Source organism: Paenibacillus sp. SRL342 (assembly GCF_984798905.1).
The window spans coordinates 3,635,644-3,653,878 of sequence record NZ_OZ481790.1; the positions used below are offsets into that span (position 1 = coordinate 3,635,644).

14 protein-coding genes are annotated in these 18,235 nt (G+C 43.5%); 9 read left to right on the plus strand and 5 right to left on the minus strand.

The features are described from left to right. Positions 1–10 precede the first annotated feature (10 nt). The 3 genes from dnaN to AC4E8D_RS15990 all read left to right on the plus strand — a co-directional run bounded on the left by dnaN (position 11) and on the right by AC4E8D_RS15990 (position 2,736). The gene (gene dnaN / locus AC4E8D_RS15980; protein ID WP_313771452.1) at positions 11–1,144 is read left to right on the plus strand and encodes a DNA polymerase III subunit beta; all 1,134 of its coding nucleotides are present in this window, start codon (positions 11–13) and stop codon (positions 1,142–1,144) included. A 107-nt stretch (positions 1,145–1,251) separates the two neighbouring features. Then, positions 1,252–2,106, plus strand: coding sequence for an AraC family transcriptional regulator (locus AC4E8D_RS15985; RefSeq protein WP_221821181.1), 855 nt, complete (start codon positions 1,252–1,254; stop codon positions 2,104–2,106). A gap of 183 nt (positions 2,107–2,289) precedes the next feature. Next, positions 2,290–2,736, plus strand: coding sequence for a GNAT family N-acetyltransferase (locus AC4E8D_RS15990; protein ID WP_221821182.1), 447 nt, complete (start codon positions 2,290–2,292; stop codon positions 2,734–2,736). Positions 2,737–2,838: 102 nt separating this feature from the next. On the opposite strand, the gene AC4E8D_RS15995 is transcribed toward AC4E8D_RS15990, so the two are convergent. Beyond that, positions 2,839–4,188 (minus strand): response regulator, encoded by a 1,350-nt coding sequence (locus AC4E8D_RS15995; protein ID WP_490204926.1) that lies wholly within the window; start codon positions 4,186–4,188, stop codon positions 2,839–2,841. Continuing rightward, complete coding sequence (locus tag AC4E8D_RS16000; protein ID WP_486095170.1) at positions 4,188–5,897, minus strand: sensor histidine kinase; 1,710 nt, start codon at positions 5,895–5,897, stop codon at positions 4,188–4,190. Before AC4E8D_RS16000 ends, AC4E8D_RS15995 begins: the two co-directional genes overlap by 1 nt. A 317-nt stretch (positions 5,898–6,214) precedes the next feature. Here AC4E8D_RS16000 and AC4E8D_RS16005 point away from each other — a divergent pair, with 317 nt between their 5' ends. The 5 genes from AC4E8D_RS16005 to AC4E8D_RS16025 all read left to right on the plus strand — a co-directional run bounded on the left by AC4E8D_RS16005 (position 6,215) and on the right by AC4E8D_RS16025 (position 12,724). Beyond that, entirely contained in the window at positions 6,215–7,099 is an 885-nt protein-coding gene (locus tag AC4E8D_RS16005) for an ABC transporter permease (RefSeq protein ID WP_449004815.1), read from the plus strand. An 18-nt stretch (positions 7,100–7,117) separates the two neighbouring features. Next, positions 7,118–7,987 (plus strand): carbohydrate ABC transporter permease, encoded by an 870-nt coding sequence (locus AC4E8D_RS16010; protein ID WP_047843039.1) that lies wholly within the window; start codon positions 7,118–7,120, stop codon positions 7,985–7,987. A 292-nt stretch (positions 7,988–8,279) separates the two neighbouring features. After that, positions 8,280–9,965 carry a type 2 periplasmic-binding domain-containing protein gene (locus tag AC4E8D_RS16015; protein ID WP_221821185.1) on the plus strand — a complete coding sequence of 562 codons (1,686 nt, stop codon included), beginning with the start codon at positions 8,280–8,282 and terminating at the stop codon, positions 9,963–9,965. A 71-nt stretch (positions 9,966–10,036) separates the two neighbouring features. Further along, on the plus strand, positions 10,037–11,752 hold the full coding sequence (locus AC4E8D_RS16020; RefSeq protein ID WP_221821186.1) for a discoidin domain-containing protein: 1,716 nt from the start codon (positions 10,037–10,039) through the stop codon (positions 11,750–11,752). Positions 11,753–11,782: 30 nt separating this feature from the next. After that, positions 11,783–12,724, plus strand: coding sequence for a family 43 glycosylhydrolase (locus AC4E8D_RS16025; RefSeq protein ID WP_221821187.1), 942 nt, complete (start codon positions 11,783–11,785; stop codon positions 12,722–12,724). Positions 12,725–12,802: 78 nt separating this feature from the next. On the opposite strand, the gene AC4E8D_RS16030 is transcribed toward AC4E8D_RS16025, so the two are convergent. From AC4E8D_RS16030 to pdxR, 3 genes are all read right to left on the minus strand, one after another. Then, positions 12,803–13,330, minus strand: a complete 528-nt coding sequence (locus tag AC4E8D_RS16030; RefSeq protein ID WP_221821188.1) for a DinB family protein — start codon at positions 13,328–13,330, stop codon at positions 12,803–12,805. Between the two features lie 147 nt (positions 13,331–13,477). Continuing rightward, on the minus strand, positions 13,478–15,499 hold the full coding sequence (locus tag AC4E8D_RS16035) for an ATP-dependent DNA helicase (protein WP_221821189.1): 2,022 nt from the start codon (positions 15,497–15,499) through the stop codon (positions 13,478–13,480). Positions 15,500–15,559: 60 nt separating this feature from the next. After that, positions 15,560–17,050 (minus strand): MocR-like pyridoxine biosynthesis transcription factor PdxR, encoded by a 1,491-nt coding sequence (pdxR, locus tag AC4E8D_RS16040; protein WP_449004784.1) that lies wholly within the window; start codon positions 17,048–17,050, stop codon positions 15,560–15,562. 150 nt (positions 17,051–17,200) lie between these two features. On the opposite strand from pdxR, the gene pdxS reads away from it, so the two are divergent. Continuing rightward, on the plus strand, positions 17,201–18,082 hold the full coding sequence (pdxS, locus tag AC4E8D_RS16045) for a pyridoxal 5'-phosphate synthase lyase subunit PdxS (RefSeq protein ID WP_036671277.1): 882 nt from the start codon (positions 17,201–17,203) through the stop codon (positions 18,080–18,082). Positions 18,083–18,235 lie beyond the last annotated feature (153 nt).

Below are 18,235 nucleotides of genomic sequence, written 5' to 3' on the forward strand. Positions count from 1 at the left end.
TTCGAGGTAGGTGAGGTCTTTGCTGGTAGAGATAACAAAAAATTCTCTTATGAATGCCATACAATATGTGATAAAGGCAGTAGCAGCAAATAGTTCAATACCTATTCTTCAAGGAATACATATTCAGGCAGGTGCAGATGGCGTTGCTTTTACGGCAAGTAATACAAGTATGACGATACAGTCTATGATTGCTCAAGATGGTGTTTCTCTGACTGTAAAAAGAACAGGGGCTATCGTTATACCATCGCGTTATTTTCACGATATTATTCGTAAATTTAATGATGACAAAGTTATACTTGAAATTAAAGAGCCAATGATTCTTTCGATTGTATCAGGTCATTCTCAATTACGTTTATGCGGGATGGACCCTACAGAATTCCCTTCCATTGATGATGGAGAGGCGTTCCCTTCTACTAAACTACGCATTAACACTTCCTTACTTCGTTCGACTATTAAACAGCTAGCAATCGTAGCATCAACGTCCGAGACCAGCCCCATATTAACAGGAGTTTCTTTGGAATGCAGTAATGATCGTTTAACCCTAATTGCTACAGATGGAGTGCGGCTTGCATACCGCGCTTTGTATTTAGAAGATGCTACCCACAAAAGCTTGAACGCTATTATTCCAGCGAAAAATCTCTATGAATTATCGAAAATATTAAACAAAACAGATGACACAACTGAAATTGAAGTGAGTAATAATCGAGTTAAATTCGTGACAACTGGACTGAAAGTGGAGTCTGCTCTTATTGAAGGAACGTTCCCATCGATAAAGAATGTAATCCCTCAATCTTATTTGTGTGAAATCGCAGTTGATACAGCATGTTTGTTGAAAGCAGTTGAATGTGTAACTGTAATGGCTAGTGAACAAGTGATTAGATTAGTCGCTAATGAAGACACATTAAAACTATTGTCCAAAACAGCCGATGTTGGAGATATTCAGAATGAAATTCCACTATTAGAGATGTGTGGGGAAGAATTTGTGGTATCACTAAATGGAAAGTTTTTTATCGATATACTTCGCAACATGGATTGCACTAGCGTCCGATTAAGATACGCCGGGAAAACAAGTCCAATCGTCTTACTTCCAGATGATTCGCTCATGTCTACTCTGTTCTTGATTACTCCAGTGATGACCCGGTGAACCGTATCATCCATAAGAGCAAGTTTTTTTACTGACTTTTTCGTGCAGAAATTGCAAGGTATTCATTATTTATTTCCCATAAAATTACCTTGAAGGGAGGGAATACGATGGATTGGTTGGTTAGGATGAATAGTGCCATGGAATATATCGAAACAAATCTAGCGGACACTATTTCATATGATGAAATAGCACAGAGAGCCTGTTGCTCTACCTATCATTTTCAAAGGATGTTTCCATTTATTACTGGCGTAACGTTATCGGAGTACATTCGACGTCGACGGTTGACATTGGCTGCATTCGAACTGCAGACAACAGGCTCAAAGGTTATTGATGTAGCTATGAAATATGGATATGATTCGCCGGAGGCGTTTGCACGGGCCTTTAAGAATCTTCATGGTATTATGCCTATATCCGCGCGTGATACAGGCGTTTCTCTAAAAGCCTATCCTCGAATGTCCTTTCATATTTCAATAAAAGGGGATGTCGAAATGAATTACCGTATTGAGCAAAGAGATTCTTTTGAGATGTTTGGAGTATATGGAATTATAAATGCAGACCAGAAAACAGCGTTCTCTGAAGTTCCTCTATTCCGTATAAAATGTGATGATGATGGCAGCGTTGATATGATGAACGACTTACTGGGACGTTTTGGTGACACCATGTTACACGCCGCCCTTTATGATCACACTAAAGAATCTTTCAAATACATGATCTGTTATCATGTACCTAAGGGGCTTGAGATTCCGGAGAGATTCACAAAACTTGCTATCCCAACATTAACGTGGGCGGTCTTCCCGGAGCCGCAGTGTGATATGCAAAAACTATGGGAACGAATCTATTCTGAGTGGTTTCCGACATCTGAATACGAACAGGTTGAGGGCCCTACTTTCGAGATGTATTATGGAATGGCACGTCATGGGAATGTTTCAGGAGAAATCTGGATACCCGTGAAGAAAAAATAACGCTTTTATATGAGCGAAATGAAGGCGTTAACGAAGAAGACAACTGAAATAATTTAGATTTTCATATAGGGTCACCCCCACAAAGGTTGGCCCTATAACTTGTCGTTACAGACAGTGCGGAGAACCTTATCACCAATAGGGTAGGGGAGATTGTCGGATTATTTTATCTTGAGGGGGTTAGGTATGAATATTAAAATACGAGAAATTATATCAGATGATTATGCTGAAGTTGTTTCTTTATGGAATGATGTACTTGAAATTCGTAATGTTAATGATGCAAACTTCCGGGTGACTATGGAAGAGATGAATAAGGCCGGGAATTACAAAACATTTGTCGCATTGATAGAAAATGATGTGATCGGTTTTGTAACTATTGTACAGTCATTATCTGTAGGAGTTGCAATTGGTTATCTACATATTCAAGCTCTTGCTGTTAAAAGGGATCTGCAACATAGAGGGATAGGTACAAAACTACTAAGACAGACTGAAAATTATGCTAAAGAACGGGGAATATCAAGTATTATTTTATGTAGCGGAATGAAGCGAACCAGCGCACATGCTTTTTATGAGCATAACGGCTATGACAGAGATTCCTATTGCTTTGATAAGATGATCGACCTAACCCATTAATTGCACTGCAAAGACCCAACTCACTCTTTAAACTGAAGAGTGGAAGTTGGGCTTTTCGGTACTGCATTGGATATATCATTTATGTAACATATTCAACCGCTCTCATTGATGGATCATATTTCTCCGGTACTGGTAGGGCGTAACTCCGTATTCCACTTTGAACAACTGGATAAAATATTGATTTTTTCGGTAACCAACCATCTGTGCTATATCGGCTACACGGAGTTCCGAATCTTGAAGCAATTGAGAAGCCTTCTCTAACCGCTTCCTGGAAATGTAGTTTGACACATTTTCTCCTGTCTCCTGTTTAAACAGTTTGGAAAAGTAGACGGGATGGAGATGTGCAACTTTCCCCAGTTCATCCAGGCTAAGGCCATGTGACAGATGCTCTTCGATATACGTTTGTACTTTGTCAACGATGGTTTGAATGGACATCTGTTTGTTGTTTCTGATTTGACTGACCCGATCAATGAGAGTTGAAGCTAGTTCATCAGGATGCCGTAACTGGTTGAATATCCACTCCACGGTTTCAGAGGGATCGCGATCCTTGTCCGTCAGATATACATATAGAATGGTCTCCATGAGAAAGATTATTTTTTGTTTATGGAGATGGATTTGATCATATTTTTTAATGATATTTCCGGCCGACTCCCAATCACCGCATGACGGAGATTGGTTGAATATGCCATTAAAGTCTTCTAAGTGTACGTCCTCATTAAGAAAGAACCTGTAGAACATCTGCCGGGTGACGTTTCGGTCGGTCAATGAAAAGGGAGGAGACACGACGGATTGCTCCAGTTTGATAGTTAGTTCCCCAGCAGCTTCTTCCGGAACAAGAGCGAACAGTCGCGTGCCCGCAGTCCAAACGAGACGATCCAATTTGTCTCCGACTCTACGTTTTATAACATCCTCATGTTCCTGTGTGAAACCCTCCAGCTTGAAGCAGCACATACGACGACGCCCTAAAAATTCAGTATAAGCATCATATTGCTTCCTTAATGTCTCGTTATGACCAAGAAGGGAAAGCAGATACCCCAGTCCATCGAAGTTCTCCCATACAACAGATTGAGCAGGCCGTGTCTTTGTAATATTATTGATGGCTTTGGACATGGCTTTCTCCACATCATCTTTGTCGACAGGTTTGAGCAAGTAGTCGAGCGCACCTAAACGGATTCCTTGTTGCGCATATTCGAACTCAGAGTAGCCGGAAAGGATGATCACTTTGGTTGGCAAGTTATGTTGGTGGATATGTTGAAGCAGATCAATACCAGACACCTCAGGCATTCGGATGTCAGTGATCAGAATATCGATATGGTTTTGAGTCAACATGTCTCGGGCTTCAATCGAATTGGTCATCGTCTCGATCTGATCAATGCCAAAGGTGTTCCAATCGAGTAAATGCTTCATATATTCAACGACATAATGTCCGTCATCCACAATTAATAATCGCATTAGTTATCTCCTTTCACCTCGGGAATGCTGATGAGCAACAGGACGGACAAGCCGCCCCAATCATTAGTAGTAAAATGTAACCCGCTACGTTCGCCGTACGTATTTTTCAGACGTTGATTTACATTCCAGAGACCTACGCCTTTAATTCCTTCAGGCGGGGTATCACTCTCAAGCCGAGCCTCCAGGCTGCGGATATCATCCAGTGAAAGACCTTTGCCGTCATCGGAGACCTTGATCGTTATCGCAGTCTCTGTCTGTTTTACATCAATCGTCACCCGACGGGCACCTTGTTGTCCTTCAATTCCATGTTGAATCGCATTTTCAACCACTGGCTGGATGATCAGCGGCATGAGGGGAAGGGAGGACAGTTCTGGCGGCAGATCAATGCTGTACTCCATTTTTTTGCTAAGAGCCATAATAATCAGGAAATGTTCCGCAAACTGAAGCTCGCTTTCCAGCGTGACTTCATGCCGGTCCAACTTGGTTAAATAACGATAATATTCAGCTAGATGTTTGCTCATGCGCATGACAGAATCAGGTGAAAATTGAGCCACCGACATAATGAAAAACAAACTGTTGTACAAAAAATGAGGATTGATCTGAGCCTGGAGTTGTTGAAGTTCCGCACTTCGTCTTAGTTCCGTTTCAGTCTTCAAGGATACGAACAGATCCTGGATCTCGGTAACCATATGATTAAAACTTCTGAACAGGCTGTAAAACTCTCTATCCGTATTTTCGGTAATACGAGTATTATGATTGCCTTGTTCGACCTGTGAAAACTTCCGCTCCAACAAACGAATATTACGGTAATAGTTCCGGTAAAACGTAAAGATCACAACCAGACCAAGCGTGAAAACGGCTAAAATGCTGGCAAAAAAAACTTTACGGTTGCGGTCAATCGGTTGTAGAAAATCATTCGTCTGTGTATATGTAATCAGGTAGGCGTCGATTGATTCAATATATCGGGAAAGAACATAATAGTCGTCTGAATTGGTGTGATAATCATATTTCAAAGTGATCTCCGGCTGTGGATAAAGTATTTCAGTAACCGCTTTCAACAGATCGTTATCGACTTCTTTCTCACTCCATAACTGATGGGAATTAAACCAAAAAAAAGCGTTTGAGCTGTCGTTGTTCACAGCCTTTTTCAGCAGATTTTTCAAATAATCGGTATTCAGCTTTACACCAACCACGTACTGAGTCGGTTCATTTTGTCCGGATTTTTGGATGTAAGGGTAGAGGGCAAAGTAATACAAGCTATTGCCGACGATTTGCCATCCCCGTTGATTAACATCCTTGAACGGAAGTCTCGTCTCCGGCGTACTGTTGGTGGACAGAAATGTTTCTTCAGACTTCCAATAAATGCCGATTGATTCAATCGATCGACTGGATAGGAGCGTTTGCCGCAAGCGATCAACGATATCGTTTTTCTTCATTTGGGAATCGTAATTGCTCAGCTCGATAACATGCCTCTGATAAAACCGGACATCACTGTCTGCCGCATACTGAACCCCGTACATATTAGCCTCGTATATAATCCCGTCCAGAATGCCTTTCACATAATCAAGCTGGTTTTTGGAAGCACCTATTAGATTTTCTTCAAGTGTCTTGGAGCTCAATCGGTTCATTACGAAAAACAAACTTAACGTCAGCAGCAGAAAAAAAACAAAGAAATAGATAAATCGCTTCATATACATTTTTCTGATCATATGTGTTTCCTTTCATATCGCAAACGCAGAAGTTTAAAAATCCATATCGGATTAACTTTAATATAAGCCAAACCTTCGAAAAGCGGAAGGGCAGCATCTGCTATAAATGAAAGCGTTTTAAAATTGATTCAGGATGAGGTGATGATCTTGAAATTTTGGCATTTTGGAGTGAGAGCGCTTTTGTTAAGCTTAATTGCGAGGATTACTTTCGAAGAGCCAACATAGAGGAGGTATGCAACATTAACGAGACTGTGCCCGTCGGATCTGCAAAAAAAACACAACCAAAGATTCCCCGCCGAACTTCATTCAAAAAGGAAATCAAGAAAAGCTGGCCTTTGTACGTACTGTGTATTCCCGCATTTGTGTTTGTCTGCATCTTTTCTTATGGCCCGATGGTAGGTTTGCTCATGGCATTCCAGGACTACAAACCATGGCTGGGCATCACAGGTTCACGGTGGATCGGGTTAGATAATTTCGAACGAATTTTCCAGTACAAAGAAGCCACACAAGCGATTGTTAATACGTTAATTATCGCTGTTTCTAAAATTATCGTTGGTATCATCGTTCCGATCGTCATGGCTATCCTGCTGAGTGAGATCCGAAATATGGGCATTAAGAAAAGTGTACAGACTCTGGTGTATCTGCCGCATTTCTTGTCCTGGGTCACGGTCGCGGGGTTAATGATCGACATTCTCGGATTAGACGGGGGAATCAACCACATCTTAACAAGGGTTTTCGGCAACGATCCCATTTACTTCTTGGGTGATCCTGATCTGTTTCGGTTCACGGTTGTGGTCAGTGATGTGTGGAAGAGCTTTGGCTTTGGCATGATTGTTTATCTGGCGACCATTGCGGGAATTAATCCTTCTTATTACGAAGCGGCCGAGATTGATGGTGCCACACGCCGGCAGCAAATTCGATACGTCACCTTGCCTAGCATGTTGCCTATGATTATCGTCATTTCTACGCTGAGTCTGGGCAATATTCTGGACGCGGGCTTTGATCAGGTTTTCAATCTGTACAATCCGCTAGTCTACAGTACGGGAGATATCATTGACACCTATGTCTACCGTTCATCCTTGTTAAACGGGCAATACGGCTTCGGAACCGCTGTAGGACTGTTCAAATCGGGGATTAGCTTGATCTTGATCGTTATGTCTTACAGGCTGGCCTATAAGTATGCCAATTACAAAATATTCTAACAAGGAGGGAGATGAATCATGTACCATAAGACGACAGGTTATAGAGTATTCTCATATTTTAATTACGCGTTCATGATACTGGCGGGTCTGGCGTGTTTTCTTCCACTACTTCATCTATTGGCACAATCGCTCAGCAGCAAAGCGGCCATTAGCGGTAATATGGTTTCATTTTGGCCGGTCGGGTTCAATGTGGATGCCTATATCAAAACGTTCAACAATTCTAATTTCAACGGTGCCATGCTGACATCCATCACTCGAACCGTATTGGGTACAACCATCAGCATGTTTATTCTTACCTGTGCAGGATATGCCCTGTCCAAGGAATTCCGGGGACGCAACGTGCTCATGTGGTTTTTTATCTTTACCATGCTCTTCTCGGGGGGATTGATACCTTCTTACATATTGATCACAGCCCTTGGATTAAAGGATACCATCTGGGCTCTTGTGTTACCGGGCGCTTTTGGTGCTTATAATCTGATTCTTCTCGTCAATTTTTTCAAAACGATTCCCAAAGCCTTGGAAGAAGCAGCTTTCATTGACGGAGCTTCCTTTTTCGTAATTCTCAGCAAAATATATTTACCATTATCTCTGCCTGGCATAGCGACCGTATCCTTGTTCATTATGGTGGGGCACTGGAACTCCTGGTTTGACGGGATATTGTACATGTCGGATGCAAGTAAGTATCCGCTGGCTTCGTTCTTACAGACCGTTGTTGTGCAGAGCAATATGCAGAATATGGCGATGAGCCAGTCTGAAGTGGCAGCCATGTCTGAACAGAGCATTAAGGCAGCGCAAATTTTTGTCAGTACGCTGCCGATCATTTTGGTCTATCCTTTTTTACAACGATATTTCGTGAAGGGTATTGTACTAGGAGCCGTAAAAGAATAGTTAGGATGACGAAAAATTGGATCGCTATATAAGTTCAACTAAAATTTACACGATAACGGAGAGGACAGAAGAGACCTGAAGAAGCGGAGCGTTCGCCTAAAAGCTTTCTGAAAGAAAGCTGCATCGGAAGCATACGCTATTACCAGAATTTCACCTTTGTAAAAGTGAATCAAAAATTCTGGGAATAACAGCGATCGGAAGGTTGTTCTGTCATCGGAGTGCCAGTGTAATATGCAATTAGTTGAACTTATATAGAAAACAAATTGAGTATGAGTGAAGGGGGCATCTTTCCATGAAGAAAAGAACTAATTTATGGAAAATGGTAAGTATGGTTATGCTGTCGGCTATTCTTGTGGCTGGTTGTAGCAAAGGGGAGAGTGCTTCCGAGACCGCACCGGCATCGGTGCTTAAGGACGGAAAATATGATCCACCGTTTACGATCACCATCGCCAAACAACAGGATGAAAATGCTGGAAAGTACATCAACGGTGAGACGTTGAATGACAATGTATTGACCCGCTGGGGCGAACAAAATCTGGGTATCAAAATACAAACCACCCTGCTGGGAGGTGACGCTTCACAATATAATACCAAGCTGCGGCTGGCACTGACGGGTTCAGAGAAACTACCAGACGTTCTGCCTGTCTATGACACCATGCTGGTCAATGATCTGATCGATTCGGGACAGGTCAAGGAGATTACAGAAGACATCTCAACTTACATGCCTGACCGGATTAAAGACATATACAAACAATACCCAACAACCTTCAATCCAGTGGTTAGGGAGGGCAAGGTCTACGGGATGGCGATCGCACCGAATCTGACGGAAGGCGAAGTCATGTTGATCCGCCAGGATTGGTTGGACAGATTGGATTTGGAAGCGCCAACAACGATTGAAGAGTTTGAGCAAGTCATCGCGGCGTTCACCAATGAGGACCCGGATGGGAACGGGAAGAAAGACACATACGGCTTTACTTTTTCAGGTAAAGATTCCTACAATACGGGCTGGGTTAGCGACCCGGTCATGATTTTCAGCGCATACACGGGCAAGCACCTTCCAAGACAATGGCATAACGACAACGGCAAACTCACCTATGGATCTGTGGCTCCTGGCAACAAAGAGGCACTGGCCAAGTTACGTGATTGGTATGCAAAAGGGTACTTGAACAAAGAACTGGCCACCCAAGGGGCCTGGGATGCACTGTCTGATTTTACGGAGGGGAAAGCTGGTATCATCATTGGTCGTCCTTGGCTGTACGACAGTGTGAAGGACGTAGAGAAAAATGTGGATGGTGCAAAAATTAGTGCTTATCCGACCATTCAAGGCGTGAACGGTGATAAGACCTACCAATCCGCCCAGTTGAACGACGGTGTGTTCATGTTTAACAAGGACTTTCAGAACATGGAAGCTTTCTTCCTGTACTACGATAAAATGTACGACGCAGCGTTCAGCACGGGAGAGTTCAAATACGGCTACGCTCAAGGATACGATTACGATATCGTTAACGATGAAGTCACTTTTGATCCAACGAAATTCAATAAGCCATTAGAAGCCGTGCAAGGCGTTGGAAAAATGGCATTTACCAAAAATACACCGAGTGTTGATGGTCCCGGCCAATCCTACTACGATCTGGCGAATGGAGTTAAAGCCGACACGGGTGTCCTCATTCAGAGCGCCTCGAAGGATCAAACAACGCAGGACGGATACCGGATTTCGTATGAAAACAGAGATGTTTTACTGCCAAATGAGTTTAACGGCCCACCAACGCCAACGATGCAAAATGTGTGGGAACAGTTGACCACCATGGAACAAGAGACGTTTACCAAAATCATATATGGTAATGAGCCGCTTGAAGCATTTGATACCTTTGTGAAACAGTGGCATGAAAAAGGCGGAGACACCGTGATCGAAGAAGTTAACGAATGGTACAACCAAGCCAGTGAGACGGATGTAATGACACTGATGAATTTGAAATAAAGTCTAGTTTCACCTGAACCAGCCTTCCGGCAACAGGAAGGTTGGTCTTCTAAAAAAGGAGATGATGAGACATGAACAAAGGTAAATCGTGGATGGCTATCGTCATTGCATTGATGTTGTTAACAGTTCATTTAACGTCCTCAGCTCAAACCATTCACGCTGCTGGTGAAGAGACCAAGATCGCTGCAACACTGTTTGTATTGAAGAACGAATCCGAAGTATCCAACGCCAAAATCCATTGGGCACCTGTAACGGGAGCTACAGCATACGAGTTGTACAGATCCGAGAACAATTCGCCGTATACGTTATTACAGACCCTAACCGGTATAACGACGGATGATTATGACCTCAATATAGGTAGCACCTACAAATATCAAGTAAAGGCATATGCCGGAACTTCCTTAATTACCTCCGCTGTCTCAACAGAATATATCCCATACAGCCTTCCAGAGAACCTCACGACTTTTGATAACACAACGCAATCAACGCTTATGCTCCCGAATGAACTTAAAGTTGGAGGCACCTACTACAGATTTAATTTCGTGCAAAAGTCATCAGGCGGTTTTGGCGAAATGATTCAACAGACATCAACGGATGACATCACATACGGTAACGACAAAGTGGTCCTGTCCTACACGGATCATCCAGATCTGGCGAATTCAAAATTTGAGGGGATCAATATCCTCTACCATGCGCCAACGAACAAGTTTGTTTTTTGGGCTCACTATGAAAACAGTACAGACTACACGCTTGCCAGAGTATCGGTGGCTTCAGCCACGCCTGGAGAAGACTTTACATTTCACAAAAGCTTTCGGCCGGAAGGGAACCAATCCCGGGATATCTCCATTTTCAAAGATGATGATGATTCGGCGTATCTGATCTCTACGGCCAATAATAATTCGGACACGATTTTGTATAAATTGACTTCTGATTGGCTGGATGTGGATCATCAAGTTTCTGTTATTTATCAAAGTCAACACAGGGAACTGCCCAAGATGATCAAAAAAGATGGCATTTATTATTTGTTCTCTTCCCAAGCGGCAGGCTGGTATCCGAGCATACCCTTGTATTCTTCAGCAACAAGCATAGACGGAGATTGGTCTGAATTACGGACGATTGGTAACACGTCAACCTTCTCGGCGCAGTCGGGTTCCGTCATGCGGGTGAAGCCAGATACGGGTAACAACGTGGTTATGGTTGCATATCGCTGGATGTTTGGCTGGGCAGGCACGCAAAATGGAACAACGGAGGAACGACTGCTTCCCGTTTGGTTCTCCGATGGTTACGCATTTTATGATTATTTTGATCAAGTCCTGTACAACACAAGTGATGATGTTGTCGTTCCCGTTCAGAATGGAAAACTGCTGTCACAAGGTAAACCGGCAACAGCCCAAACGGCTACTGGAACGAACCCGGAAAATTATGCTAATGATGGTAACTACCAAACCGAATGGGTCGGCACAGGCAGTTCCTGGCCACATTGGTGGAAAGTCGACCTCGGCTCTGTTCAACAATTGAATAATGTGCAAATCTCCTGGTGGATGCAAAAAGGCTCCGAAGGTTTTTATAAATACAAAATCGAGACCAGTACGGATAATGTAAACTGGACCGTGGCTTTGGATCGAACCAATAATACATCTTACGGGTTCACATCAGATACTTTATCAAGCACTGCTGCCAGATATGTACGAATTAATATGCAAAATGCGGCACTTCATAACAACCCTAACAATTGGTACACGCCAAGACTTTGGGAAGTGAAGGTATTTGGATCGGAGACCAATTAACGATGTTCCTAAAAGAAGAGAGGTAACGGTGTGAATAATCAATTAACCAATGGTGGCATCTGGAATGATTCAAGCGGTAATCCAATCCATGCTCATGGTGGACATATGTTATTCCATGACGGCTATTATTACTGGTATGGCGAAGATCGGAGAGACGATATTTATGTGAGTTGTTACCGTTCCAAGGATCTATTCAACTGGGAGTTTCGGAATCATATCCTGACGACCTCTATGCCAGCTACACACATTCGAGTTCGGACGAATCTGGCATTAATGAACGCTAAAGGTGGAAAGGTAAATCTCGAACGTCCTAAAGTGCTTTTTAACGCGGTGACAAAAAAGTTCGTACTCTGGGTCCACTATGAGAATGGGGACAATTACAATGATGCCGCGTGCGCCATAGCCACCTCTGATTCTCCGGATAGTCATTTCGTGTACCATGGCAGCTTTAATCCCTACGGGTATATGTCGCGTGACTGCACGCTCTTTCAGGACGATGACGGGACGGCTTATTTTATTTCGGCTGCCAGAGACAATGCGGACCTGCACATTTATCGTCTGCAGGAGGATTACCTTAATGTCGAAAGTCTTGTCGGAAAGCTGTGGCAGGGGGAATATCGGGAGGCGCCAGCCGTCTTCAAACGGAACGGGAAGTATTATATGGTGACCTCATTTTGCACGGGTTGGGCTCCAAATCAAGGGAAATACGCGATGGCTGATACGATGGATGGTTCGTGGGGGATGCTAAGCGATTTTGGCGATGAAACGACGTTTCAAACGCAACCAGCGTTTGTGCTGAAACGATCCGCTGAGGAGTACCTGTATTTTGCAGATCGCTGGAACGGGTCGGATTACTTTCAATCCAGCTATGTGGTCCTACCCATTGAATTCAATGGGGACATTCCGATTCTACATGAGTATTCCACGTTATCTTTGCGAGAGGACGCACATCTGATTCATTTTGAACGATAATTTGAACGATAAAACGACTGATGAGAAAAGACTTTGTTCCTACAGCGAATGCAGGTTCAAAGTCTTTTTGAATGAATTTTATAATTTCAAATCCAACGAATAACGATCGCGAAGTACTGAACAATGGTGGAGCTCATGTCCTGCCATAACAAATGCAATCGATCGAGCTGAAGCAGGATTATCACTCACGATCCCTCTACAGAGCCATGCTTCCGGGGTGAGGCGACGAAGCATAAGAATGGTTGAGCGACGTGTGACGGCATATTCTTCGCTCAAATCGGCCAGGTTATACGAATCGAAAGGGTGGGTCTGCATAAGCACGTCCTGATCGTAGCCGGGATGATTCGCTTGGTCACCTCTGGCGATGCGAAGCAATCGGCTGCTCATGATGCGTTCATTATCCAAAAGGTGTCCGATGACCTCTTTCACACTCCATTTGCCTTCGGCGTAACGATAATTTGCTTGCTCTTCTGTTAATGAAGAAAGCAAATTTTGTACGATGTGGGCCTGCTGCTCCAACATTTCAATGATGTTTCCTTCAGGAACAAGCCGGATATACCCGTCATAATAAGCTGCATATTCATCTGTATTTGGTCTTTCAACCATGGTAATACCTCCTTTGGGGTTCGTAGATCTGGAATATATTGTAGCATAAATCTTACTACCAGCATCGAAATTGGCCCTTCCGCTTGATAGGTGGAAGGGCTGCTTCATGTAATTGGAACAGTCTTATAGCGTTTGGGTGTACCACTTCTAATCCGTACGTTGTATCCTTTTATTTTGCACAAATTTCTCCAAAACCGCAAAATCCTCCGTCACTTTTTTGAACGGCAACGTGTCCAGCACCTGTTCCCGGTAACTTTTTTTAGCCGCTTCGCTGAGACGGGAGTCAAGTATGCTGAGTATGCCAAGGTCGGTTTCACTACGAATCAAGCGTCCCGTTCCTTGCCGCAACCGAAGAAGCATGTCCGGTACAAACACCTCCATAAACGGATTCTCCGTTACAGATGACTTATATTCATAAACAGGATCCGATGGAACAGGGAAGGGCAGCCGGAAAATAATGACCTGCGACAGGTCAGACCCCTCGATATTCACACCTTCCCAGAATACACCGGTACCCAGCAGTACACCTTTGCTTTTCCTGAATTCGGCGATGACACTGTCCTGTGATGAACCCTCTTTCTGAACATGGACTGCCCATGTGTATTCATTAGCCCTTGAGATCAACTTTTTGTGAATGTACTTCATGTCTTCTTTTGCTGAAAACAGGACGATTGTTCTTCCTTGAGTTAGATTACAGAGTTGAACCAATTCCTTATAAGCTGCTTCAAGATAGTTTTCGCGCTGCTCATGGTGGTAATAGGGAACTTTGTTCGAAATATACATCATGGCGTGGTTAGTGTAGTCAAAAGGGGAGGGTTGGCGCTCTAGGAAATCTCCCTTATAACCAAGGGAGTGCGTCATATAAGAATATTGTTCCTCCAGCGTATCCCCGCCTTGGCACAGCGTTGCTGATGTTAGGATTACAGGTACCTTGCCATTAAATAAAGCGTATTTCAGAAATTGGCTTATATCTTTGGGACAGATGCTGATTGTGGGTACTCCAAGGGGACTGCTTGCCCATAAAAGATAGTTGTCCTCCATTTCAGATAAGACACGAATGAGGGTAATAAGCCCGTTGATGGCTTCAAAAGCGTCATCTATTTCCCGTTCGTGGCGAGAGGTCAAAATGGAAAGGCGTAGGCTGAGATCTTTTAAATCGTTTAAGACTTGGTTTAACGGTATTCCTTTGATTTCCGACACTTTGATTCGGTCGTTATCCTGCTTGGCATGGTGGAGCAGATCCGCATTTACCTGTTGGAATATACGCTGGGCACATTTTTTTATAAAATTGGATTGTGAGAAGAGACTTTTATCCCCGGACTGCTTCGTTAGAAGCTGCACCGTGGTATCCAGAATGCGGCAAATTCCACGATAAGTGAACTCAAGTGTTCTGGCATCCCGAACTTTTGCTTCCAGATTATGCGCTTCATCAATGACGATCAGAGCAGGCTGTTCTGAGATGATGCTCTTGGTTCCTTCTTTTTTCTTCATCAAATCCCGTATGAGCAAGTCCTGGTTCACGATAATAAAATCAATCTCGTGAGCCTTTGCATTTAATTTCGCTCTCATATCGTAAAACAAACATGCAGTTTTATGATGACAACGTTCAAATTTGCAATCATTCACGGAAACGTGGGACCATTCGGCATCACTAACTCCAGCTTTAATATCGGCTCTTTCATCAATTTCATAATCTAATATGCGCTGTGCGAGGGTAGATACGGAGGAGTTTGCATCATCAAGATTGATCCATTCCGCTGCTCTACTTCGACAGGCGTACTGACCCATGCCTTTCCCCACCACGGATCGAACCGTTGAGAATCCCAACCGACTACCAATGATCCTTAAATCTTTATGTATCTGTTCCGAGAGCTGAATGGAGGATGTAGCTATAATGACTGGTTTCTGAGACATTTGATTCGTGAGCAGACTTGGGATCAGGTACGCAAAAGACTTACCGATTCCGACACCAGCTTCAATCATGGCGTTATGCCCATGGATATAAGCATCGGCGATATCGAGGGACATTTCTTGTTGTCCGATTCGTTCTCTAAGGCCGATTCGGGGGAACCGGTCATAAATTCGGAAGATGGCGTTCACCAAAGAACGTTCGATTTCCTTGTCCGGTTCTTGCTTATTTATTTTATAAAGTTCATTTAACCAATTCATAACGATCGCCCCTCTTCCGAATGATGATCTTCTTGTACTACATTTTGGAGACGATTTACCTCACAATGCAGTTGTAACGGCATTTTTTAATCTGGATACGCCTTCCTGTAATTGTTCATCTGACAAATGTGCAAAAGATAAATAGATACCATACTTCATACCAACAGCCGTTGAACTGCTGACTTCTGAGTATACCACACCTTGTGACCGAGCTGATTCCCGAAAGGCCTCATAAGTGGACACATTACCTCGCCACCAGCCAAACACGTGGAGACCCGCTTCATTCTCCACCCAATCAAACCATGTAGAGAGTTGCTTGTTCAAAAGTTTGAGTAACAGATGGAATTTGCGACTGTATAATCGATTCATTCTGCGCAGGTGACGCTCATATTGACCACTTGTCATGAATGCAGCTAATGCCCGTTGTTCGATCAGATTGACAGGTCTTGGCTCGTATAATGCCTGTGCCTTTCTAAAAGTATCAGCCAAGGTTGGGGGAAGAACCACATAACCAAGTCGTACTTCTAAAGGCAAGGTTTTTGTGAAGCTGCCCAGGTAGATTACGCGTCCTGCTTTATCAAGTGTTTTCAGTGGTTCAACATGCATTCCGCGATATCGGAATTCACTATCATAATCATCCTCAACAATCATGGCATCATTTCGCTGTGCCCAGTCCAGCAGGGTTTGTCTGCGTTCCAGGCTGAGCATTTCACCAGTAGGAAATTGTCGTGACGGCGTGACAAACAACATACGTGCTTCCCAGTCTTGGGGTACAACGCCCTGACCATCGAGGTTAGCTTCAATCAACTTTGCACCCGCAGCCAATATGGCTTTAGAAATCCCGACATAACAAGGACTCTCTGTCACGACATAATCCCCAGGATCTGCAAGTAATTGAGTGAGTAAAGCTATAGCTTGCATGGAGCCTGCAGTTACTGCAATATGATCCGGATCGACTTGAATGCCCCGCATCCTCCGAAGATAGGCAGCAATGGCTTCTCTCAATTTTGGATCCCCGGTTGAACTAACCATGGCAGAGGTTGTTTTCAGGTGATGCTCACGCTGCCTTATCTCTGCATACAATCGATTATTCCATTCATCGTAAGGAAACTTGGAGAAATCAGGTTGATATTTGCTAAAGTCGATCACTTCGTCGCTATTCATTCTGGAATCATGTGTATGAGCATTGGCTGGTGTATTTCTTTGAATCGACGGCTGTTCAAACTGCTGAATACGATTCCCCCAGGCGGATAAGTGATGCGTACAAGCTTTCTCGGTGGACGCATTATTGTTCAAATCCAACTGGTAAGCAACAAAGGTTCCTCTTCCATGCTCTGAATGAATGTAACCTTGCGCAGTCAACGTATCATAGACCTGATTCACGGTTCCTCTGGAAATGTGATACGTCGCAGCTAACTCTCTTGTAGAGGGTAATTTCTCGCCATGTATAAGATTACCTTCATGAATTGCATCACGAATGGCATGATAGAGAGCCTTCATCTTGGTATATTTTCGGTTCAAATATGAACTGTAAGCTACATGAAATTGCATAGGACCTCCAGAGTTATCATTAAAGTGGTACAATAAAAATCAAAATTATTGGATCTTTTTATATGACCATTCTCATTCTATACTAAATCATAGATTAGAGCGATGCCTTTATTGAAAACCACCCAAAAGTTACTTAGGAGGAATACAATCATGCAAACAGGTACAGATCGTGTAAAAAGAGGAATGGCTGAAATGCAAAAAGGTGGCGTCATCATGGACGTTATGAATGCAGAGCAAGCTAAAATCGCTGAGGCGGCAGGGGCAACAGCTGTTATGGCTCTTGAACGGGTACCTTCCGATATTCGCGCAGCTGGCGGTGTAGCTCGTATGGCAGATCCAACCATCGTTGAAGAGGTTATGAAGGTTGTTTCTATTCCAGTTATGGCTAAGGCACGTATCGGTCATTACATAGAAGCCAAAGTGCTTGAATCCCTAGGTGTGGACTATCTCGATGAAAGTGAAGTTCTTACTCCTGCAGACGAAGTGTTCCATATCGATAAACATGAGTTTACTGTACCATTTGTATGTGGAGCCAAAGATTTGGGAGAAGCTCTTCGCCGGATTGGTGAGGGTGCATCGATGATTCGTACAAAAGGTGAGCCTGGAACGGGCAACATTGTTGAGGCAGTTCGTCATATGCGTCTGATTAACAGCCAGCTCCGTAAAGTGCAAAACATGTCCAAGGACGAGCTGTACGCTGAAGCCAAAAATCTGGGTGTAGCTTATGAGTTGCTTCGCGAAGTTCATGAAAATGGAAAACTTCCTGTCGTTAACTTTGCAGCAGGCGGTGTAGCTACTCCGGCGGACGCAGCATTAATGATGCACCTGGGAGCAGACGGTGTGTTTGTAGGATCAGGTATTTTCAAATCCGATAGCCCTGAGAAATTCGCTCGTGCAATCGTTGAAGCTACAACACATTACACCGATTACAAACTGATTGCTGAAGTATCCAAAAACTTGGGCGCCCCGATGAAAGGGATCGAAATTTCCAAATTGGCTCCAGAAGAGCGCATGTCCAACCGCGGTTGGTAAGATAACAGGGCATTTAGTTGAATAGGTAGTTTGAACTTTTATATAGAATAGCCGATCAATTGAACCTTAATTGATCGGCTTTTTTGTTATTCTTGGCGAAAGTAAAAGCAAAGAAGGCAAGGAAAATATCCATTTCCATATCAATTGAGAATG